Annotated in this window: 17 protein-coding genes; 4 read left to right on the plus strand and 13 right to left on the minus strand. The window is 56.5% G+C overall.

The window, feature by feature from the left end:
* Nucleotides 1–3: 3 nt before the first annotated feature.
* The 12 genes from K3729_17185 to K3729_17240 form a co-directional block, all read right to left on the minus strand.
* Nucleotides 4–1,077: an FAD-binding oxidoreductase gene (locus tag K3729_17185; GenBank protein ID UWQ99111.1), complete on the minus strand. Its 1,074-nt coding sequence runs from the start codon at nucleotides 1,075–1,077 to the stop codon at nucleotides 4–6.
* The gene (locus K3729_17190) at nucleotides 1,074–2,006 is read right to left on the minus strand and encodes an aldo/keto reductase (GenBank protein UWQ99112.1); all 933 of its coding nucleotides are present in this window, start codon (nucleotides 2,004–2,006) and stop codon (nucleotides 1,074–1,076) included. The genes K3729_17185 and K3729_17190 overlap by 4 nt, the downstream gene beginning before the upstream one ends.
* A gap of 27 nt (nucleotides 2,007–2,033) precedes the next feature.
* On the minus strand, nucleotides 2,034–2,879 hold the full coding sequence (locus K3729_17195) for a hypothetical protein (GenBank protein ID UWQ99113.1): 846 nt from the start codon (nucleotides 2,877–2,879) through the stop codon (nucleotides 2,034–2,036).
* A gap of 122 nt (nucleotides 2,880–3,001) precedes the next feature.
* A complete protein-coding gene (locus K3729_17200) occupies nucleotides 3,002–4,087 on the minus strand; it encodes a BMP family ABC transporter substrate-binding protein (GenBank protein UWQ99114.1) in 1,086 nt (361 codons plus the stop codon).
* 36 nt (nucleotides 4,088–4,123) lie between these two features.
* Nucleotides 4,124–5,038, minus strand: a complete 915-nt coding sequence (locus tag K3729_17205; GenBank protein UWQ99115.1) for an ABC transporter permease — start codon at nucleotides 5,036–5,038, stop codon at nucleotides 4,124–4,126.
* The gene (locus tag K3729_17210) at nucleotides 5,038–5,358 is read right to left on the minus strand and encodes a hypothetical protein (GenBank protein ID UWQ99116.1); all 321 of its coding nucleotides are present in this window, start codon (nucleotides 5,356–5,358) and stop codon (nucleotides 5,038–5,040) included. The genes K3729_17205 and K3729_17210 overlap by 1 nt, the downstream gene beginning before the upstream one ends.
* Nucleotides 5,358–6,440, minus strand: coding sequence for an ABC transporter permease (locus K3729_17215; GenBank protein UWQ99117.1), 1,083 nt, complete (start codon nucleotides 6,438–6,440; stop codon nucleotides 5,358–5,360). The genes K3729_17210 and K3729_17215 overlap by 1 nt, the downstream gene beginning before the upstream one ends.
* Nucleotides 6,441–6,473: 33 nt before the next feature.
* Nucleotides 6,474–7,997 (minus strand): ABC transporter ATP-binding protein, encoded by a 1,524-nt coding sequence (locus K3729_17220; GenBank protein UWQ99118.1) that lies wholly within the window; start codon nucleotides 7,995–7,997, stop codon nucleotides 6,474–6,476.
* Complete coding sequence (gene xdhC, locus K3729_17225; protein UWQ99119.1) at nucleotides 7,994–8,746, minus strand: xanthine dehydrogenase accessory protein XdhC; 753 nt, start codon at nucleotides 8,744–8,746, stop codon at nucleotides 7,994–7,996. Before xdhC ends, K3729_17220 begins: the two co-directional genes overlap by 4 nt.
* Nucleotides 8,739–11,135 (minus strand): xanthine dehydrogenase molybdopterin binding subunit, encoded by a 2,397-nt coding sequence (gene xdhB / locus K3729_17230; protein UWQ99120.1) that lies wholly within the window; start codon nucleotides 11,133–11,135, stop codon nucleotides 8,739–8,741. The genes xdhC and xdhB overlap by 8 nt, the downstream gene beginning before the upstream one ends.
* Entirely contained in the window at nucleotides 11,132–12,481 is a 1,350-nt protein-coding gene (locus K3729_17235) for a xanthine dehydrogenase small subunit (protein ID UWQ99121.1), read from the minus strand. The genes xdhB and K3729_17235 overlap by 4 nt, the downstream gene beginning before the upstream one ends.
* Nucleotides 12,482–12,679: 198 nt before the next feature.
* Nucleotides 12,680–12,970, minus strand: coding sequence for a metalloregulator ArsR/SmtB family transcription factor (locus K3729_17240; GenBank protein UWQ99122.1), 291 nt, complete (start codon nucleotides 12,968–12,970; stop codon nucleotides 12,680–12,682).
* Between the two features lie 84 nt (nucleotides 12,971–13,054).
* On the opposite strand from K3729_17240, the gene dnaE reads away from it, so the two are divergent.
* From dnaE to K3729_17255, 3 genes are all read left to right on the plus strand, one after another.
* Nucleotides 13,055–16,552: a DNA polymerase III subunit alpha gene (gene dnaE, locus K3729_17245; GenBank protein ID UWQ99123.1), complete on the plus strand. Its 3,498-nt coding sequence runs from the start codon at nucleotides 13,055–13,057 to the stop codon at nucleotides 16,550–16,552.
* Between the two features lie 91 nt (nucleotides 16,553–16,643).
* Nucleotides 16,644–17,396, plus strand: a complete 753-nt coding sequence (locus K3729_17250) for a hypothetical protein (GenBank protein UWQ99124.1) — start codon at nucleotides 16,644–16,646, stop codon at nucleotides 17,394–17,396.
* 92 nt (nucleotides 17,397–17,488) lie between these two features.
* Nucleotides 17,489–17,965, plus strand: coding sequence for a hypothetical protein (locus tag K3729_17255; GenBank protein UWQ99125.1), 477 nt, complete (start codon nucleotides 17,489–17,491; stop codon nucleotides 17,963–17,965).
* A gap of 74 nt (nucleotides 17,966–18,039) precedes the next feature.
* On the opposite strand, the gene K3729_17260 is transcribed toward K3729_17255, so the two are convergent.
* Nucleotides 18,040–20,535: an FAD-dependent oxidoreductase gene (locus K3729_17260; GenBank protein ID UWQ99126.1), complete on the minus strand. Its 2,496-nt coding sequence runs from the start codon at nucleotides 20,533–20,535 to the stop codon at nucleotides 18,040–18,042.
* A 248-nt stretch (nucleotides 20,536–20,783) separates the two neighbouring features.
* Between K3729_17260 and K3729_17265 the strand changes: the two genes are divergently transcribed.
* On the plus strand, nucleotides 20,784–20,939 hold the full coding sequence (locus K3729_17265; GenBank protein ID UWQ99127.1) for a hypothetical protein: 156 nt from the start codon (nucleotides 20,784–20,786) through the stop codon (nucleotides 20,937–20,939).
* Nucleotides 20,940–21,066 lie beyond the last annotated feature (127 nt).

Consider the following 21,066-nt stretch of genomic DNA (forward strand, 5'->3'; position numbering starts at 1 on the left):
CGTTTAAGTAAAGCGCGCTGGACTAAGCGCCGCGACGATGTCCGACCCAAGCTCTGACGGCTTACCTGCGACCAAATCCGACACTAACCGGCTGGCTGCCGGTGCGGTCGCAAAACCGTAGCCACCCTGCCCAGCGCACCAGATAAAACTGCTGTCCTGCGCCGACGCCCCCAATACCAATGCTCGATCCGGCGCAAAAGTCCGCAATCCGGCCCAAGACGCCAAAAGGCGTGTCACAGGTTCGGTCACGTGTTGGCTATAGCGGTCCAACCCTTCCGCCAGTACCAAATCATCGGCCCATGCATCATGCGGTTCAGCCGGTTCTTCGTCTGCCGGTGACACGATCAATGCGCCTGCGTCCGGCTTCGCGTACCATGCTTCGTTCACGCCAAAGACCATCGGCCAATCCGACACATCATGCCCGCCCGGCGCAGGTATGCGGGCCATGGATCGCTTGTACGGTTGGAAACCTAACGGAGAAATACCCGCCAAAACCGCAATCTGGTCCACCCACGCACCAGCCGCGTTAATGATCACTTTGGCATCATACACCTCGCCCGCGTAAACCTGCCAGCCATGGTCCGAGCGCGATATGCTTGTGACAGCAGCATTTGTGACGATGGTCCCGCTGTGCACGCGCAGATCGCGCGCGAAGTTCTGCATCAGCAGGTCGGTATCAATATCCAATGCGCCCGCGTCATATGCAGCATGCGTCAGGACGTTTGTATCAAGAATCGGGATCATCCCTGCGGCATCTGTCACGCTGATCTCAGTCAGATGCATGTTTTGAACGTCGGCCTCGAACGCCGCCTCTTCGCCAGCCCGCCCCACAAGCATCAAGCCGCGGGGCGACAGCACACCGCCATGAGCCGTCTTGTGGTACGCAGCGCTGGCCTTGTTCAGCGCCTTCACTGCCGCATTGCCGTAGTTTTCTTCGAACAACGCCGCCGACCGGCCAGAGGCATGATGGCCGACGGATTTCTCTGCCTCCAGAACCGTGACTTTTCCGTGGACGGAAAGCCGTGCAGCCACGGACAGACCCGCGATCCCGCCGCCGATCACTAGAAAATCGATCATGCCTCTTCAAGCCGATCCGTTGCCGGTGCAGGGCTAATCGATAGCGCCGTGATCCGGTCGTACAGCGTTGCATCCATCGCAAAGCCTTCAGCCGCCAATGATGGCGCCAACTGCTCTGTTGATCGCGCGGAAATGATCGGCGACGGGTTTGCCGCATGTTTCGCCGCCCATGCCACGGCAAGGGTCGCGGGATGCGTGCCCAGCTCAGCTGCGATGTCCGAAAGCGCCTTTGCACATTCGTGCATCCAATCCACGCTGTAGCGTTTTTTGTACATAGCGTCATCGGTCAGACGCCCCGTTTCGCCAGCGGCATATTTGCCCGTCAGTAACCCGCCACCTAGCGGCGAATACGGGACAATCTTGATCCCCTGATCAACGGACATCGGGAAAATCTCGACCTCGGACTGGCGTTTGACGAGTGAATACATCGGTTGGATGACGTCAATCTTGGTGCCCAGCGTCGCACAGACCGCCTGTGCTTTCATCACTTGCCAAGCTGCGTAATTCGACACGCCGATATGGCGGATTTTGCCCGCCTGTTGAAGTTCGGCCATCGTCGCGAACGTTTCTTCCAGCGGCGTATCATCATCAAACCGATGCAGGTACAACAGATCGACCGTGTCCAACTGCAACTGACGTTGGCAGGTTGCGAAATGGTCGAGGATATTGGCGCGGCCAGCACCGCCCTTATACGCCACCTTGGTCGCAAGATAGATGTCGTCCCGTTTTTCCGTGACCATCGGGCCAAGCAGCGTTTCAGACTGCCCGCCCGTGTAACCAACAGCCGTGTCAAAATGGTTGATGCCCGCGCCAAACGCCGCATCGAACATCGCACGCGATGCCGTTGCATCAGCGTTCCCGCCAAACTGCATGGTTCCAAATGTCAGGCGGGAAAGCGGGGTGCCGTTGGCAGTATCAAGCTGGGTCATCTCACAATCGTAGCGCGTCTTTGACCTTTATGACACCATATTTGACAGGATCATCGACAACGACGCCCCATCATCACGGTCAAAACCGTAGGCTACAAAATCCTGATGAGCACCGCGTGAAACCGACGACCAGATTTCCGCAAAATGGGTTTCGCGCGTGTTGATTACCTTCTTCGCGTTGCCGTTTTGGCGCAGCTCTGTCGGTGCTACGGTTTCGCCCCATGTCGCAACATAGATGAGGGTCGCCTCGGCAACCGCAAAGTTTTCCTGCTGGGTCTGGCTATCCGCATATGCTGTCATCTTGCCGGACACATAGCTTTTATAGCGCGCAAAGGCCGAAGGGCTGATCGCGGCGGCCCCATTGGCCATATTCTTCAGCATTTCACGACACAGCACGCCGTGGGCCGTATCGACCACGCGGTCAGGTCCAATATTGATCCGCTGCGGCATAAATCGGGTCGCGGCACTGATCATTGTCAGCGTTTCGTAGATGGCTACGGCACGCGGATCACCCGAACGCGCGCATAACGTTGCAAGCGACGGCGCAAGGCCAAGATTGCAAAAGTGGGCGGCATCAATCCTGCGAAACGAGCTGGCTGAATGATCGAGGATGCCGACGTCATCCTTTTGGAAACTCAGGTCCCAATCGCTATCGCGGCGGGCGCCTGTGTTAAACTGATGGGTCGCCTTAATGCTCACATATTGCGGCCATTGATCACTTGGGATCTGCAAGACATGCATCAGCATCCGGTAGCTATACATGTACAAAAAGAAAAACCGCATCCGCGCTTTACTGTGCGCGACCAACGCATCACGCAAAATCCCGGACTGCGCTAATGCCGTTGGACTTGGGTCTGTGTGAATACGGCCCATGATCATTACCCCTTAAGCTACAATTTACGGTTGCAACGCTAACGATCACACACGCAATGTCACGCAAAAAGGGCCCCTGCATTCCTGCAGAGGCCCCAGAATTATGTCGCGGTGCAACTGTTTTACTGTGGAACGTCGCCCACGATGCCTTCAACGTAGAAGTTCATGCCAGCAAGACCATCGTCACCGTAGTCGGACGCGACTTCGCCTTCAGCCAACCAAGCAGACCCGTCTTGCTTGTTGATCGGGCCTGTGAACGGGTGGTAGTCGCCCGCGCGCATTGCTTCGACCATGGCTTCCGCAGATGCCTTCACGTCCGCAGGAACTGCGTCAGTGATTTCACCGATACCAACCATGCCTGGTGCGATACCGTCCCATGTGCTGGTGCTTTCCCATGTGCCATCCATGACCGCCTGTGTGCGGGCGATGTAGTATGGTGACCAGTTGTCGATGATGGATGATACGCGTGGGAATGGGCCAAATTCGGCCATGTCGGATGCCTGACCAAATGTCACAACGTTACCAGCGGCTTGTGCAGCAGCCTGTGGTGCTGTGGAATCGGTGTGCTGCAGAACAACGTCTGCGCCTTGTTCGATCAGAACGGTGGCAGCTTCAGCTTCTTTCGCAGGGTCGAACCATGTGTACGCCCAAACGATTTTGAATTCGACGTCTGGGTTTACTTCTTTGGCGTGCAGGTAGGCAGAGTTGATGCCACGGATCACTTCCGGGATTGGGAAGGACGCGATGTAGCCTACGATGTTGCTTTCAGTCATGTGACCCGCGATGTGGCCCTGAACTGCGCGACCTTCATAGAAACGTGCAGAATAAACGGACACGTTGTCGGCCTGTTTGTAACCAGTTGCGTGTTCGAATTTCACGTCTGGGAACTTGGCCGCGACGTTGATGGTCGGATCCATGTAACCAAAGGATGTCGTGAAGATCAGGTCAGCGCCGTCCAGCGCCATCTGTGTCATCACGCGTTCAGCGTCTGGGCCTTCTGGAACGCTTTCCACGAAGACGGTTTCAACCGCGCCGCCGAAATGCTCTTCAACTGCCAAACGGCCAACGTTGTGTTCGTATGTCCAGCCGCCGTCGCCCACTGGGCCAACGTAGACAAAGCCGACTTTGGTTGTTTCATGACCGTCAGCGAAGGCTGCTGTCGCCATCCCAAGGGCCAGCGTGGCCCCCGTCATAAGTGATTTGATCATTGTTTTTCCCCTGTTGGTGGTCTTGATCGTATGCCTCTATCGCGAGGCGTGAAAGATTCGGCCCAGTGATCCGGGTGCGCGTCCAGCACGCATAATAACCAGAACCACAATGGTTGCCAGATATGGCGACATTGAAAGATATTCGACCGGAATAGCCATGCCAGCGGCTTGCAGGTTCAGCTGCAAAACAGTCACCCCGCCGAACAAATAAGCACCCAGCAAAAGACGCCCCGGTTTCCAACTGGCAAAGACAACAATCGCCAATGCAATCCAGCCCGCACCAGCGGTCATCCCTTCGGTCCACTGCGGGACACGGACAAGGCTGAGGTACGCGCCGCCCAGACCAGCACAGGCCCCGCCGAACATGATCGCTAGCATCCGCACGCGTTTGACCTTGTATCCCAAAGCATGGGCCGCATCATGGTTTTCACCCACCGCCCGCAGGATCAATCCCGCACGGCTAAAGGTCAGAAACGCCCAGACTCCAAGCACGATCAGCAGGCCGACATAGACCATCGGATCATGCTGGAACACGATCGGACCGATCACCGGAATGTCGCCCAGCAGCGGAATGTGCCAATCTGGAAAGCTAGGTGCTTTTATCCCGATATACCCCTGCCCCATCAGGGCACTCAGCCCCAGACCGAACAGCGTCAACGCAAGGCCCGTCGCCACTTGGTTCGACAAAAGATACTGGGTCAGAAATCCGAAAAGCGACGCCAAAATCGCCCCGCCAATCGCCGCCCCGATAAACCCAAGCCATGGTGATCCAGTGTTCACGGCGACGATGAAGCCACAGACAGCACCCGTGATCATCATACCTTCGACACCAAGGTTCAGCACACCGGAACGTTCGACAACAAGTTCCCCAATCGCTGCGAGCAAAATTGGAGTAGCAGCGACCATAAGTGACGCCAGCAAAAGGATCGGGTTAATAGATGACAGATCCATTACGCCAATCCCCCGCGCAAAATATGCTGCAAAGCCGGGTTATTCATCAGCGCTATCCCAAACAAGTTGGCAAAATACAGGCAGACGCGTAGCCCGCCAAGGTTCCCTGAGCTTTCGCCGCTAACTACATGAACCTTTCGAAGTCTTGCGATGAAAAACCCAACCATTAGCGAATTTATCAAAACCGCGATAATCAATAATTGATAAACTCCGATCTGCCCCCCTAAACGAGCTGTCCCCACTTCATTCAAGACGACTAAGAAACCCGGCAAGAGTAAGCATATGGTCACTCCGACCACACTCATCAGAAAAGCGTTCATTACGCGACCTCCCCTTTGCCAAATCGGACGCGGTAATGTGTCAGCACATCCACGGCCAGCAGGAAGAACAACAGCATCCCCTGCAGCAATTGGATCGCCGCCCCCGGAAGGCCCAACTGGCTCTGCGCAATTTCGCCGCCGATATACGTCAGCGCCATTAGACCACCCGCCAGCAGAATTCCCACCGGATGCAAGCGGCCAAGGAACGCGACAATGATCGCGGTAAAACCGTAGCCCACGTTGAAATCGATGCTGATCTGCCCTGCAGGTCCCGCGACTTCAAACAATCCAGCCGATCCGGCAAGCCCGCCTGAAATTGCCATACAAATCAAAATTAAACGGCTCGGATTTACGCCGGAAAATGCAGCGGCACGTGGTGCGAGCCCAGATAGTTTCACCTGAAACCCAAAGATGTGGCGGGACAGCATGACATAGGCAAAAATCACAGCGATCAAAGCTGCCACAACGCCCCAATGCATGCCTGACCCGCTGATCAATTCGAGGTTTGCAGCCGATGGATATTGCGCAAGGTTCCGCGATCCAGGAAAGCCCATCCCGTCAGGGTTTCGCAACGCGCCAAGCGCCATCGACGCCAGCAATTGTTCGGCCACATAGACCAACATCAGCGACACTAAAATCTCGTTTGTCCCAAATTTAACCCGCAAAATGGCCGGGATCATCGCCCACAGCATCCCGCCCAATGCCCCCGCGATCACCATCGCAGGGAAGATCAGGATGCTTTCAGCCGGATACATGGCCAGCCCAACCGCAGCGCCACAAATCGCGCCAACGATATACTGGCCCTCGGCCCCGATATTCCACACACCGGCCCGAAACCCGAACGACAACCCAATGGCGATCAGCACCAATGGTGCGCCTTTCACCAGCAATTGCGGGCGATAATACCAAGCGAATTCAGAAAATAACGGATCAAAGAAAATCACGCGGATCGTTTCAATCGGATCATTGCCAAGGACCGCAAACAATGCGCCCCCCACAATCATCGTCAAAACAACGGCCAACACGGGTGTGGCAAACGTCCATCCCCGCGACGGTTGCGGTCGCTTTTCAAGCATGATCATGGCCGCGCCCCCTGTTCCAAATAAATCACTGCGTTACGCGTCAACATGCGCCACCTCCATGTCGTGCGCTCCACCGAGCATCAGACCGATTTCTTCAACCGTTAGCCCGTTCGCAGGACGCGGTTCAGACAACCGCCCTTCGTTCAATGCCGCGAAATGATCGGATATTTCCATCAGCTCGTCCAAGTCTTGCGAAATCACAACAACTGCAGCGCCGTTCGCCGCCATATCCAGCAACGCCTGCCGGATCGCGGCTGCAGCGGCGGCATCGACACCCCAAGTCGGCTGGTTCACAACCAACACGTCAGGGGCCTGCAAAATCTCGCGCCCAATGACAAATTTCTGTAAATTCCCGCCGGACAATGACCCTGCCGTATTCACGGCGTCAGGTGTCCGCACATCAAAATCACCGATGACCTTTTCCGCAAAAGCACGTGCCCTGCCCCACCTTAAAAACCCGCGTGCCGTTAAGTCTTGGCGCACAGCGCCTGTCAGAACAGCGTTTTCAATCAAAGACATATCGCCGGCCGCCGCATGACCGTTGCGTTCTTCAGGGGCAACGGACAGCCCGCGCTTACGCCGTGCATTTGGCCCAAGTTTACCAATCGGCGCATCATCCAACATCACCATGCCGGCAGCAGTGCGCATTTCACCAGACAGCGCCGCGACGAGTTCATCTTGACCGTTGCCAGCCACGCCGCCGATCCCCATCACCTCGCCCGCACGTACGCGCAGATTGATGTCGCGCAGTGGCGTCCCGAATTGATGCGGTGCCGGTGCGGACAATCCGTTCAGCACCAGAATACCACGCCCGACAGCGCGGTCAGCCTTTGTTGGGACTTTCAGTTTCGCACCCACCATCAGTTCAGCCATGTCGCGTGCCGATGTGTCACGCGGAATGCAATCACCCACAACTGCGCCCAAACGCAGCACGGTCGCGCGATCACACAGGGCGCGGATTTCCTCCAGCTTATGCGAGATATAAAGGATCGCAGTGCCTTCCGCCGACAGCTTGCGCAGCGTTTCAAACAGGATATCAACCTCTTGCGGGGTCAGCACCGACGTCGGTTCATCCATGATCAACAGCTTCGGATCCTGCAAAAGACAGCGAATGATCTCAACGCGTTGGCGTTCACCTGCAGACAATTCGCCCACAATCCGACTTGGATCGAGCGGCAGACCGTATTTCTCGGATACCTCACGCACACGCGCCGCGATTTCACGTTGTGGGGGCGGGTTTTCCATGCCCAGCGCGATGTTTTCAGCCACGTTCATCGCGTCAAACAGCGAAAAATGCTGAAACACCATCGCCACACCTGACGCACGCGCCGCACGCGGTTCCGCAGGCGTAAAGGCAGCCCCGTTCAGGGTCATCGTGCCAGTGTCGGGTTTCACCAAGCCGTAGATTGTTTTCACGAGCGTCGATTTACCCGCACCGTTTTCGCCCAGCAGTGCATGGATTTCGCCGCGTTCAATATCAAAAGATACGACACTGTTTGCAACGACACCGGGATAGGCCTTTGTTAGGCCCTTCAGCGATAGCAAAATGTCACTCATCCGGTGCGCTCCTCTTTCACGCGGTGTGCGATCAACATCGCAGTTGCGACGCCAAGTGCAATCGCTTGGGGGTGTTTTCCGAGACTCGGATCACCGATAGGGCACGCAATACGTGCAACCTGTTCAGCCCCATGCCCCATGCCGTGCAGGCGCTTGCGAAACCGCGTCCATTTCGTGTCGGACCCGATCAAACCGACACTGCCAAAATCGCGCCGCAACAGCGCGTCGCATAGGGCCAGATCAATGTCGTGCGAATAGGTCAGGATCAGGTGATCCGCATTTGCAGGCGCCAAACCCACAACCCGTAGCGGATCAGCGGCCACCAACGGCGTCACCGCACTTGGCAGATCATCAGGCATCCGGTCAGCAGTTGTATCCACAACAGTGATTGCACGATCCTGAAACGGGGCCATGACTTGCGCAATCGCGCGACCCACATGACCACCACCCCAAATCCAAAGCGGAGGCGCTGTCAGCCTTGCGTCGACGACTCCACGATCAAAATGTAGCGTCACGGTTCCCCCACAACATTGCCCCAGATCAGGCCCCAACGGCATCACCCGCTGCATATGTTGCGCGTCGCCCGCCAACATATCGCGCGCGATCGTGGCCGCTTCATATTCTAGCGCACCGCCACCAATCGTGCCGTCTTGGCCCTGCGCATAAACACGCATCATCGTGCCCACATCGCGTGGTGCGGACCCTTGGACCCGCACAACACTGACGGTGATTTGATCGCGATCAGCCATTGCGCACACGGTTCACAGCCGCCAAGACGGTTTCTGCCGTCGCAGGCGCATCCAATGCGGGATAGGCATCACCACAGGCAGACACAGCGTTAGACAGCGCCAAGAACGCAGAAATCCCTAACATAAATGGCGGTTCACCCACGGCTTTTGACCGATACACGGTTTGCGCAGGGTTCGGTTGGTCCCAAAGTGCGACGTTGAAAATATCAGGGCGATCCGAACAGGCCGGTATTTTGTAGGTCGCAGGCGCATGGGTGCGCAGCCGGCCCTTACCGTCCCAAACAAGCTCTTCCGTCGTCAGCCACCCGGCCCCTTGCACATAACCGCCTTCCACCTGTCCAATGTCCAAATCAGGGTTCAGCGACGCGCCCGCATCATGCAGCACATCGGCCCGCAGAATCCGGTTTTCGCCTGTCAGCGTGTCGATGACGACCTCGGTCACGGCACAGCCATGCGCAAAGTAGAAGAACGGCCGCCCTTGGCCCTTGATCCGGTCCCATTCCAGTTCCGGCGTTTTGTAATACCCTGTCGCAGACAGGCTGACGCGGTTGGTATAGGCCAGCGTCGCAGCTTCGGCGAAGGTCATGACCACATCGCCCGCACGCACCTGACCATCTGCAAACACGACATCTGCGACCTCAACCCCATGCACCCCAGCCACACAGTCAGCAATTCGGTCACGGATCGTATCACAGGCAATCTGCACAGCCATCCCGTTCAGATCGGTCCCAGATGACGCGGCAGTCGCGGAGGTATTTGGAACCTTCCCCGTATCCGTCGCCGTGATCTTCACGACATCCACATCGACGCCAAAGCGGGACGCGGCAACTTGAGCCACTTTTTGAAAAAGCCCCTGCCCCATCTCGGTGCCACCATGGTTCATCCGGATCGACCCGTCTTGATACACATGCACCAGCGCACCGGCTTGGTTGAGGTGGGTCAGGGTAAAGGAAATTCCGAATTTCACCGGTGAAAAGGCAATGCCACGCTTTAGAACACTGTTCTCAGCATTGAATTGATCAATCGCGGCACGCCGCGCCGCATAGTCTGCGCTTTCCAACAATGCATCCGTCATCCCATGCAGAATGAAATCCTTCACCTCCATGCCGTAGGGCGTAGTCTGCAAGACAGGTTTCGGGGAATGTGCGCCACCAAATGGCACACCGCGCCCCTTCTTTTGGTCGGAAATATCCTCGGGGGTGCTGGAGGCAGACAGCCCCCCATGTGCCGCAGGCACATTCTGCGCCATCTCGGCATAATAATTCCGCTGGCGCACGATCACAGGATCAAGGTCAAGTGTATCGGCAATATGATCCATCACCCGTTCAATCCCCAACACACCTTGCGGGCCGCCAAACCCGCGATAGGCTGTCGCAGATTGGGTGTTGGTTTTATAGCGGTGCGACGTGATCCGCGCGGCAGGCAGGTGGTAAGCATTATCGGCATGCAACATCGCACGGTCGGCCACAGGAATTGACAGATCAAGCGCCCAGCCACACCGCGTGGCCTGCGTAAAATCAACGCCCGTTAACCGTCCGTCAGCATCAAATCCCGCATCGTAATCAATCCGAAAGTCATGCCGTTTACCGGTGATCATCATGTCGTCGTCGCGGTCGTACCGCATTTTGCAAGGCTTACCGGTCAGCCGCGCGGCAACAGCACAGCCCACAGCCAACGCATTGCCCTGACTTTCCTTGCCGCCAAAACCACCGCCCATACGGCGGACTTCGCACCGGACATCATGCATAGAAACGCCCAGCGCTTCAGCGACCTTATGCTGGATTTCAGTCGGGTGCTGCGTGGAAGAATGGACAACCATTTCGCTATCGTCTTGCGGCAAAGCAAGTGCGGCTTGGCCTTCAAGATAGAAATGTTCCTGCCCACCCATGTCGATTGTGCCTTGCACACGGTGGGTCGCCGCGGTCAGAGCAGCATCAACATCGCCTTTGCGCCAGATACGCGGACCATCCTCGAACCGGCTATCGGCGGCCTGTGCGTCTTCAATCGTCAAAATCGGTGTGCCCGCGTCGATCGCCACATCACCAAGACGCGCCGCTTTACGTGCCAAAAGGTGCGATTTGGCCACGACCATAAATATAGGCTGACCAAGGTAATGCACCTCGTCAGTCGCCAGCAGCGGTTCGTCATGTGCCGATGGGGACACATCGTTCGCAAAAGGCAGATCATCGGCAGTAAGGACAGCTACGACACCTTCCGCTGCGCGCACTTTGTCTAGATTCAGGTCGGTGATTGTCCCGCAAGCCACATCAGACATGCCAAACGCCAGATGCAGCGTCCCTGTAGGGGTGGGAATATCGTCGATGTAACGGGCGGCCCCGGTCACATGCAGTTTGGCCGCGTCATGGGGCAGTGATTTTGCAACGCTCATGGCTGGACCTCCAACACATTGGTGGCGGCGCCAGTGGTCTCTGCAAAGTAGCGACGCAGCATGTTTTGCGCAGCGGTCAAGCGATAGTCGGCAGAGGCACGCATGTCCGTCATCGGGGTGTAGTCTTCTCCGAATTTTGCGGCAGCGGCTTCCACGGTATCCGCGCTCCATGGCTGGTTCACTAACGCCGCTTCAACCATCGCGGCTCGTTTCGGAGTGCCCGCCATGCCCCCAAAGGCGATCCGCGCTGATGCGACTACGCCATCTTTGACGACGATGTTGAACGCACCACACACCGCAGAGATATCCTGATCGAACCGTTTCGACAGCTTGTAGCAGCGCAACGCATCTTCGCCCAACGGCAGTGTCACACCTGTGACAAGTTCGCCCGCCGCGCGATCTTGCTTACCATAATCGATAAAGAAGTCCTCAATCGGCAGGTCACGGGGCACGTCCCGCAATTGCAGGTGAAGCGTTGCCCCCAGTGCGATCAACGCAGGTGGGTTATCGCCAATCGGAGACCCGTTCGCGATGTTGCCACCAATCGTCGCCGCATTACGAACTTGAACCGATCCGTAGCGACGGATCATTTCAGCGTAGGACGGGTAATCATCGCGGATCGTTTCCAGCACATCCGTCATCGTGACGCCCGCACCAAAGGTCACGCGGTCGGCGTGGCGTGTGATCTGGCGCAGTTCCGGACAACGCCCGATAAAACCGACCTTTTCCAGTTCACGCAGCTGCTTTGTCACCCACAACCCTACATCCGTTGCACCGGCGACCAGCGTCGCATCTGGGTTATCCGCGTACCATGCCGCGAAATCGTTCAAGCTGATGTCAGGCGCTTTCGCCGTGTTATCAGCCGTGTCTTTGACCCAAACGGGAACAGGCTGCTCCGCTGCCGCTTTCGCCGCGCGAATGATCGGGGCGTAGCCCGTACAACGACACAAATTACCCGCGAGCTGATCATCATGATCCGCGCGACCATTGCGATGGGCGGTTGCCATGCTCATCACAAAACCGGGTGTACAAAACCCGCATTGCGATCCGTTGTGATCAACCATCGCCTGTTGAACAGGATGCAATTCACCATCGGGGCTCGCCAATCCTTCCACCGTGCGGACTGCTTTGCCGTCCAACTGCGGCATAAACAGGATGCAAGCGTTGAGCGCCCGTGCGCCATCCGCATCCGTGACCATAACAGTGCAAGCGCCACAGTCGCCTTCATTGCAGCCCTCTTTGGTGCCACAAAGACCTTGGTCCTCGCGCAGCCAATCCAGCAGTGTGACCGTCGGCGCGGCCTCAACGCTGATCGCTTCTCCGTTCAGAGAAAACGCAACTTTCATGATGTAAAACCTGCCGCCTTACCAAAGTCATCGTAGGATCTGGCACAGCGTCGATGCGGCGTAGACGCGTCTGCCCCCTTGGGTTGGACCGATCAAAGCCCGCATATCGACGTTTGGCAAGGACAAACGCGGGACTGACCACAGGTTAAATGCGAATTTCACGGGCAAATGCCCAAAAATCAATCAGACTATGTACATTTAGTCATCGATTTGGCCTTCCCACACGGTTCGCTGCCAAGCAAGCCAACCCTGCGCTTCCAGCAAGGGGGCAGGTTCAAGGTGACAGGTCCGCACGCGTCCTTTCTTGATCGACCGAACAAGACCCGCGCGTTCCAACACACCCAAATGCCGCATAAAAGTCGGCAAGGCCATATCATGTGGTGCTGCAAGATCACTGACGGTTGCGGGCCCACGCACAAGCCGTTCCAGCACAGCACGACGGGTCGGGTCGGACAATGCCGCGAAGAATTCATTCAGATGTGAGCCCATGCATCGGTTATTTCCCGCTGCGAACGCATGGTCAATTGCGTTTCATACCTTCCCCCTGCCGACCACGCGGCATAGGATCAGTCCATGTCTGATCCCCGCTTTATTCACCTTCGCCTGCATACCGAATATTCCCTTCTAGAAGGGGCCGTTCCGGTTAAGAAACTGATCGGCCTCGCCGCTGGCATGGATATGCCGGCAGTCGCGGTCACCGATTCGAACAATATGTTCGCGGCATTGGAGTTTTCCGAATACGCGTCGAAAGCAGGCATTCAGCCTATCGTCGGCTGTCAGGTCGATATTCGCTACACAAAACCCGATCCCGGCAAAAAACCGGAAGCCCCCGCGCCCATCGTGCTGCTGGCCAAATCAGAAGCGGGTTACATGAACCTGATGAAAATCAATTCATGCGCCTACCTTGATCAAGGCAACGAAGTCCCACAGGTCGATGTGCAAGAATTGGCGGAATTCAGCGACGGTTTGATCTGTCTGACCGGCGGCCCTGACGGTCCGTTCGGACGGCTGTTGCGACAGGGTCAGCGGCCTAAGGCCGAGTTGTTAATGGACCAGTTTCAGGACATCTACGGCGATAACCTTTATGTCGAACTGCAACGGCATCCCGGTGAAAACGGGCTGACCGACGCGGAAAAGCAATCGGAGCGCGGGCATGTAGAAATGGCTTATGCCAAAGGCATTCCGCTGGTCGCCACCAACGATGTCTATTTCCCGAAATCCGAACTGTACGAAGCGCATGACGCGCTGATCTGTATCTCGGAAGGCGCCTATGTTGACCAACAGGAAGACCGTCGTAGGCTGACCCCGCAGCATTACATGAAAACACCGCAGGAAATGGTCACGCTGTTTGCCGACCTCCCTGAGGCGATTGAGAACACAATCGAGATCGCCAAACGCTGCGCCTTCAAGACGTACAAACGTGACCCGATCCTGCCGAAATTTGCTGACGACGAGGTCGCGGAATTGCGCCGTCAGGCACAGGAAGGTCTGAAAGCCCGCCTCGCCGTGATCCCGCATGCCGCAGAGGTTAAAGAATACGAAGACCGGCTCGAATTCGAACTCGGCATTATTGAGGGCATGGGGTTCCCCGGCTATTTCCTGATCGTTGCCGACTTTATCAAATGGGCGAAGGATCAAGGTATCCCCGTGGGTCCGGGCCGAGGGTCCGGTGCGGGGTCGCTCGTGGCCTATGCGCTACTGATCACCGACCTTGATCCGCTACGCTATTCGCTGCTGTTCGAGCGGTTCTTGAACCCCGAACGGGTTTCCATGCCCGACTTCGATATCGACTTTTGCATGGACCGTCGTGAAGAAGTCATTCGTTTCGTGCAGGAAAAATACGGGCGCGACAAAGTGGGGCAGATCATCACCTTTGGTGCGCTGCTGTCCAAAGCCGCAGTGCGTGACGTGGGGCGCGTATTGCAGATGCCTTATGGTCAGGTGGATCGCCTGTCGAAAATGATCCCCGTTGAGGGCGTCAAACCGGTATCGATTGAAAAGGCGCTCGCCGATGAACCGCGTCTGCGCGAAGAGGCCAACAACGAAGAAGTCGTCGACCGTCTGCTGACCTACGCCCAACAGGTCGAAGGCCTGCTGCGGAACGCATCCACCCACGCGGCGGGTGTTGTGATCGGCGACCGTCCGCTCGATGAATTGGTGCCGCTGTACCAAGATCCACGATCCGACATGCCTGCGACCCAGTTCAACATGAAATGGGTGGAACAAGCGGGTCTGGTGAAGTTCGACTTCTTGGGCCTGAAAACCCTGACCGTCATTCAGAACGCTGTGAACCTTGTGGTAAAATCAGGGCGTCCGCTGCATGTGAATGCGGGCGGAGACGAACTGTTCCAGCCACCGGAAGGCCTGATCAACGACATCGGGACCATCCCGCTCGATGACGAAAAATCCTACGCGCTGTATTCATCCGCCAAAACCGTCGCCGTGTTTCAGGTGGAATCCAGCGGCATGATGGACGCGCTCAAGCGCATGAAGCCCAACTGTATCGAAGACATCGTGGCGCTCGTGGCGCTCTACCGGCCCGGCCCGATGGAGAACATCCCAACCTATTGCGAGGTCAAGAACGGGCAGAAGGAGATCGAATCCGTTCACGAATCCATCGACTATCTGCTCGCCGAAACCCAAGGCATCATCGTTTACCAAGAACAGGTGATGCAGATCGCGCAGGTCATGGCGGGCTATTCGCTTGGCGGCGCTGACCTTCTGCGCCGTGCGATGGGTAAGAAAATCGCCGAAGAAATGGCCAAAGAACGTCCCAAGTTCGAAAAAGGGGCGATGGAAAACGGCGTCGACAAAAAGAAAGCCTCTGAGGTTTTCGACCTTCTCGAAAAGTTCGCGAACTACGGCTTCAACAAATCGCACGCGGCGGCCTATGCGGTGGTCAGCTACCAAACAGCATGGCTGAAAGCGAACCACCCAGTCGAATTCATGGCGGGGGTCATGAACTGCGATATCCACCTGACTGACAAGCTGGCGGTCTATTTCCAAGAGGTCAAAAAAGGCCTGTCGATCGACTACATCCCGCCCTGCGTGAACCGGTCAGAGGCGACGTTCGACGTGCGTGATCAGAAACTGGTCTACGGGCTGGGCGCGTTGAAAAACGTCGGTGTGGAGGCGATGAAGCTGATCGTGGATGGCCGCGACGGACGCGAATTTGTGAATCTGTTCGATTTCGCGCGGCGCGTTGATCTGAAACGGGTCGGCAAGCGTCCGCTTGAAATGCTCGCCCGTGCAGGTGCATTCGACGTTTTGGACGGCAATCGCCAACGCGTGTTCCGGTCGCTCGATCCGCTTGTGGCCTATTCCGCTGCGATCCACGAACAAAAGACGTCGAACCAAGTGTCCTTGTTCGGCGAAGCTGGCGACGACCTGCCCGAACCCCGCATCGCAAGCGGCGACGATTGGTTGCCCGCAGAACGGCTGGCTGAAGAATTCAAGGCCATCGGTTTCTATCTGTCCGGCCACCCGCTTGATGACTACATGGCTGCGCTGAAACGCAAAGGCGTGCTGACATTGGACGAAGTCACAGCCAAGGCAGAACGCGGCGCGTGCATCGTCAAAATGGCCGGTACCGTGTCAGGGCGGCAGGAACGCAAATCGGCACGCGGCAACCGTTTTGCATTTGCGCAACTGTCCGATCCGACAGGGCAATACGAGATCACGATCTTCTCGGACACGTTGGAAACTGCCCGCGAACATCTCGAAACAGGGTCGCAGGTCGTCATTCAGGCAGAGGCGACAATGGAATCCGATCAGCTGAAATTGCTCGGCCGGTCCGTCGCCCCCATCGACAACGCGGTGGCGGATGCGGGCAGTAGCGGGTTGCGGGTTTTCCTTGATGCACCTGATGCCATTCCATCGGTTGCAACGATCCTCGAAAACGCCAGCCGTGACGGTGTGAAAGGCGGACGCGGACCAGTCTATTTCTGTCTGATGGGCGCAGATTTGCCGGGAGAAGTCGAGATCGATCTTGGTCAAAATTTCCCAGTGAACCCGCAAATCAAGGGTGCGCTGCGGTCACTGAACGGTGTGATCGAAGTCGAAGAAGTGTGACGGCACGTTTTTGCCTTATCCAAACAGCTAGATAGACAGGTGCCCGCTAAATCGCGTAAAGACAGCGCTGGGACAAATGGGGATTTTGGGCATGCACCTGCGATTTGCAGCAATTCTAGGCACTTGTGCGTTTGTAGCGGGCTGTTCAGGCGTACCGGCAAGCAAACCTGCCCCAGCAGAACCTAGCATCGAAAGTCTTAGCGACGTTGCGCTTCCTGAAGGCACGTCACAAGAAGACGCCGTCGCCGCGGCACTAGCGCTGGCGGCTACGCCAGCTGAGACGCAAGGCGGTGGTTTCCTATCGGGGCTCTTCAGCGGCAATGGCGGAAGCACAAATCGCGCTCCTGCGCCGCGCACTGGCCCTGATGCGCAAATCATCCCGTTCGGCGAAAGCGTGGCTTACGGCGAAATTGCGACGGTGTGTGATGCCCCCCGTGGCGGTCTTGGTACCGAAGTCGCCAACATCAGCGGCTACAAAATCTACGATTCCGGCACAAATGGCACATCTATGCGGGCGCATTACATCACGGGATTTGATGACGGATGCGCCCGTCAGTTTTCAGCAGCGCTAAGTCTAACCGGCGATGTCGGAACACATGAAGTTGTGCGTTATCTACCCACGAACCGGAACGTGCCTTACAGCGCAACAGACAACGCATACGAAGCGATCAAAGCGTCTGTTTGTCGTGTTAGCCACGGCACGCCGTGTGGCGCACGCATAGATACACTTGCCGCCGACACAACCTTTGTAACGGCCTATGAAAAGTTCGGCGCGCATCCCCGTTGGGTCGAAATCCTGTTGCACGACGGTGAAGTCAAAGCGATCGATTTCAAAGAACGCTGATCAACCTACAGTCAGAAAAATCACACCACCGACTTGTCCGCAGGCCTGCCTATGCTGATAGTGACCTTTGATTGACCCCAAAGGATTTTGACATGCGCGCCCTTATTATCTCTGCACTGTTCACTGCAGTTCCCGGTTTTGCATTCGCAGATGGACATGCAAATGCGTTGGCAAGGTTGGAATCTGGCACAGAAAAGATGACCAACAACTTGTTGGATTTCTATGTGTCACGGGTTCCGTCATTGGAAGACGTGCGTCCTGATATGTCGTGGGACGCCGAATTTCGGGACGCGGGGCAGTGTGTCTTGGACGGCCTCGACACCGATGGTGGCACAACCGCAGTTGCGGATTATCTGGCGGCCCTAGAAGAATTCGCTGACGCCGAAATCGTCAATTTCACCGACATGACCACCCAAATGCCTGCTGCGCTTTCCAGCAATGTTGTGTTGGGCCTGTCCAATTCCTGCGGCATGATCCGGATCGGGACCGAACGCATGGCGGCGAGTGGGTTGAACGACGCATTTGCCCAAGATGGCGTGATGCAAAAGGTGCTCGCCCCCGCAGAGTAGCACCTGTGTGCACCTGCGGGAGCCTCCGGCGGGGATTTGGAAGGACCCAAAGAAGCCAGATGGCGTGGCCAGCTTTAACCATCCACCCGGATTTTAGCGTTTTTTGGGTCATAAGGACTGTCTTCGACAATTGTTGCGTCCCAAAGTTCATTGAGCATCCGCACCTTCAGCGTCGTCCCGACCTCTGCCAGTTCAGGGCGGACGTAGCCAAGGCCGATGGACTTTTCGAAAGCGACTGAATAACCGCCCGACGTCAAACGCCCGACGCGCGTGCCGTCTTGTGCATAAAGCGCCTCGCGCCCCCACGGATCCGCGTCATCCGGCCCGTCGATCAGCAGTGTCACACATTTGGACCGGATGCCTTTTTCGACCATGGCGTCTTTGCCATAAAAATCTTTGTTCAGATCAATGAAACGCGGCAAATCCGCCTCTGCCGGAGTCGCATCGCGGCCCAGTTCGTTGCCAAAAGCGCGATACGATTTTTCCTGACGCAACCAGTTTTGCGCCCGCGCCCCGACCAGCTTCATGCCGTGCTTTTCACCCGCTTTTTCGAGCAAATCGAACAAGTAGTTCTGCATTTCGATCGGGTGGTGCAATTCCCAACCGAGTTCGCCTGTATAAGCCACGCGGATCGCGTTCACCGGACACATACCCAATTCGATCTTTTTGGATGACAGCCATGGGAAACGTTTGTTGGACAGTGCTGTTTCCGGTTCTGCGTCTTTGATTACGTCCAGCAGCACGTCCCGCGATTTTGGCCCTGCGATGGCAAAGACGCCGTATTTCGTCGTCACGTCCTCTTCATTGATGCGGCCAAATTCCGGCTCTTTCTCCATGATCGCTTTGTAGAGATAATCCTGGTCGTAAGCGTGCCAAGCCCCTGCGGAGACAAGATAAAAATCATCCTCCGCAATGCGCACGATGGTGTATTCTGTCCGCGTTGTGCCGTGCGATGTCAGCGCGTATGTCAGGTTGATCCGGCCCACTTTCGGCAGTTTGTTAGTGGTAAACCAATCAAGGAACGCTGCAGCCCCCTGCCCGGAAATCCGGTGTTTAGTAAAGGCTGTTGCATCAATCAGGCCGACTCCTTCACGGATCGCTTTCGCCTCTTCCACCGCGTATTGCCACCAATCGCCACGCCGGAAGGACCGCGCGTCGTGGTCGTTGAACCCCAGTGGCGCAAAGTAGTTTGGCCGTTCCCACCCGTTCACGAACCCGAATTGCGCGCCGCGTGCTGCTTGGCGGTCATAGGCGGGTGATGTGCGCAGCGGGCGGCAGGCAGGCCGTTCTTCATCAGGATGGTGCAGGATGTAGACGTGGTCGTAGCATTCTTCGTTCTTGCGCGCCGCGAATTCCGTCGTCATCCAATCGCCGTAGCGTTTGGGATCAAGTGACGCCATGTCGATCTCGGCCTCGCCGTCGACCATCATTTGAGCGAGGTAATACCCCGTGCCGCCGGCTGCGGTGATGCCAAAGGAAAACCCTTCGGCAAGCCACATATTGTGCAAACCGGGGGCTGGTCCAACCAGCGGATTACCGTCAGGGGTGTAGCAAATCGGGCCGTTAAAATCATCCTTCAGACCGCTTTCCTCGCATGACGGGATGCGGTGGATCATGGCCATATATTGATCCTCGATCCGCTCCAGATCGAGCGGGAAAAGATCAGCGCGGAACGCATCGGGCACGCCGTATTCAAACACGGCAGGCGCGTTTTTCTCGTAGACGCCCAAAATCCAGCCGCCGCGTTCTTCGCGGACATAGGATTGCGCGTCAGCGTCGCGGATCACGGGATGTTCAACGTTCCCTTCGGCACGGAATTTCACGAGATCGGGGTCCTGATCCATCACGATGAACTGGTGCTCAACGGGGATCGCAGGGATTTTGATGCCGAGTTTATTCGCCGTGGTCTGTGCGTGATTGCCCGACGCGGTGACGACATGTTCCGCCGTGATCACAACCTGTTCGTCTGACGGGATCAGGTTACCACCCTTTTCAACCATCTTCGTGCAGGTGACTTCCCACGCATTGCCGTTCCAGTGAAACGCATCGGCCTGCCATTTGCGTTCAATCGTTACGCCACGTTGGCGGGCACCCTTGGCCATCGCTTGGGTCACATCGGCCGGATTAATGTAGCCGTCGGTGTTGTGGTAAAGCGCACCTTTCAGATCGTCGGTCTTGATCAGCGGCCATTTCGCCTTGATCTGATCGGGTGTCATCCATTCGTATGGCACATCGCAAGTTTCAGCCGTCGACGCATAAAGCATGTATTCGTCCATGCGTTCCTGCGTCTGCGCCATGCGAAGGTTGCCAACGACTGCAAAACCGGCGTTCAGCCCTGTCTCGGCCTCCAGTTCTTTGTAAAAGTCGACGGAATATTTGTGAATGTGTGTGGTCGCATAGGACATGTTAAACAGCGGTAGCAAACCCGCTGCATGCCATGTTGAACCGGATGTCAGTTCATCCCGTTCCAACAACATCACATCATCCCAACCCGCTTTCGCAAGGTGATAGGCAATTGATGTGCCGACTGCACCGCCCCCAACAACCAAGGCTTTGACAGTAGTTTTCATGGCGATGCTCCGCAGAATGTACTTTCGCCCAATGTGTCGCAATCGACGCTGGCAAGACAGAACCATCCGACCTTGAAAGTGCTAAAACCGACGTGGTGACAAATTCTTAAAGGTTGAGGCGCTATCGTGGCCACTATGCAGAAATGACACTGGAACGATTTGGTTAAAATTGCAGACTCAACAGACGCCGTCGAAAAGACTATATTAACCTCACCACACGTAAGATGTGGGAAATGAGGAGTAGTTTCATGACACGCTTGCTAACCATGCTGGCGTTAGTCTCAGCGAGTTTGCTGAGCGCTTGCGCTGCGACGCCTGATAGCTATGTGGCTGGTCGGGCTGACAACGATTTGTTGCGCTTTTCCGCCGCTAATTATGCGATTCCATCGGGTCCTGCCCGTTAAGATTCGATCGCTTTTGGCTATCTGACGCTGATACACGACCGCGTGCCCGCTTGATGGACACGCGCCCTATTCGCGATTCAGCTCTTTCCCATTCCAGCTCAGTCGCCGTTGCCCACGAAGTTTTCGT

The sequence above is a fragment of the Rhodobacteraceae bacterium S2214 genome, from assembly GCA_025141675.1.
Lineage (GTDB): Bacteria > Pseudomonadota > Alphaproteobacteria > Rhodobacterales > Rhodobacteraceae > Yoonia.

Coding starts and splice junctions, on each gene's coding strand:
- K3729_17205 (UWQ99115.1), bottom strand. CDS start 5,038: ATGGATCTGTCATCTATTAACCCGATCCTTTTGCTGGCGTCACTTATG.
- K3729_17265 (UWQ99127.1), top strand. CDS start 20,784: ATGACACGCTTGCTAACCATGCTGGCGTTAGTCTCAGCGAGTTTGCTG.
- K3729_17260 (UWQ99126.1), bottom strand. CDS start 20,535: ATGAAAACTACTGTCAAAGCCTTGGTTGTTGGGGGCGGTGCAGTCGGC.
- K3729_17255 (UWQ99125.1), top strand. CDS start 17,489: ATGCGCGCCCTTATTATCTCTGCACTGTTCACTGCAGTTCCCGGTTTT.
- K3729_17210 (UWQ99116.1), bottom strand. CDS start 5,358: ATGAACGCTTTTCTGATGAGTGTGGTCGGAGTGACCATATGCTTACTC.
- K3729_17250 (UWQ99124.1), top strand. CDS start 16,644: ATGCACCTGCGATTTGCAGCAATTCTAGGCACTTGTGCGTTTGTAGCG.
- K3729_17195 (UWQ99113.1), bottom strand. CDS start 2,879: ATGGGCCGTATTCACACAGACCCAAGTCCAACGGCATTAGCGCAGTCC.
- K3729_17240 (UWQ99122.1), bottom strand. CDS start 12,970: ATGGGCTCACATCTGAATGAATTCTTCGCGGCATTGTCCGACCCGACC.
- xdhB (UWQ99120.1), bottom strand. CDS start 11,135: ATGAGCGTTGCAAAATCACTGCCCCATGACGCGGCCAAACTGCATGTG.
- K3729_17200 (UWQ99114.1), bottom strand. CDS start 4,087: ATGATCAAATCACTTATGACGGGGGCCACGCTGGCCCTTGGGATGGCG.
- K3729_17215 (UWQ99117.1), bottom strand. CDS start 6,440: ATGATCATGCTTGAAAAGCGACCGCAACCGTCGCGGGGATGGACGTTT.
- K3729_17220 (UWQ99118.1), bottom strand. CDS start 7,997: ATGAGTGACATTTTGCTATCGCTGAAGGGCCTAACAAAGGCCTATCCC.
- K3729_17190 (UWQ99112.1), bottom strand. CDS start 2,006: ATGACCCAGCTTGATACTGCCAACGGCACCCCGCTTTCCCGCCTGACA.
- dnaE (UWQ99123.1), top strand. CDS start 13,055: ATGTCTGATCCCCGCTTTATTCACCTTCGCCTGCATACCGAATATTCC.
- K3729_17235 (UWQ99121.1), bottom strand. CDS start 12,481: ATGAAAGTTGCGTTTTCTCTGAACGGAGAAGCGATCAGCGTTGAGGCC.
- K3729_17185 (UWQ99111.1), bottom strand. CDS start 1,077: ATGATCGATTTTCTAGTGATCGGCGGCGGGATCGCGGGTCTGTCCGTG.
- xdhC (UWQ99119.1), bottom strand. CDS start 8,746: ATGGCTGATCGCGATCAAATCACCGTCAGTGTTGTGCGGGTCCAAGGG.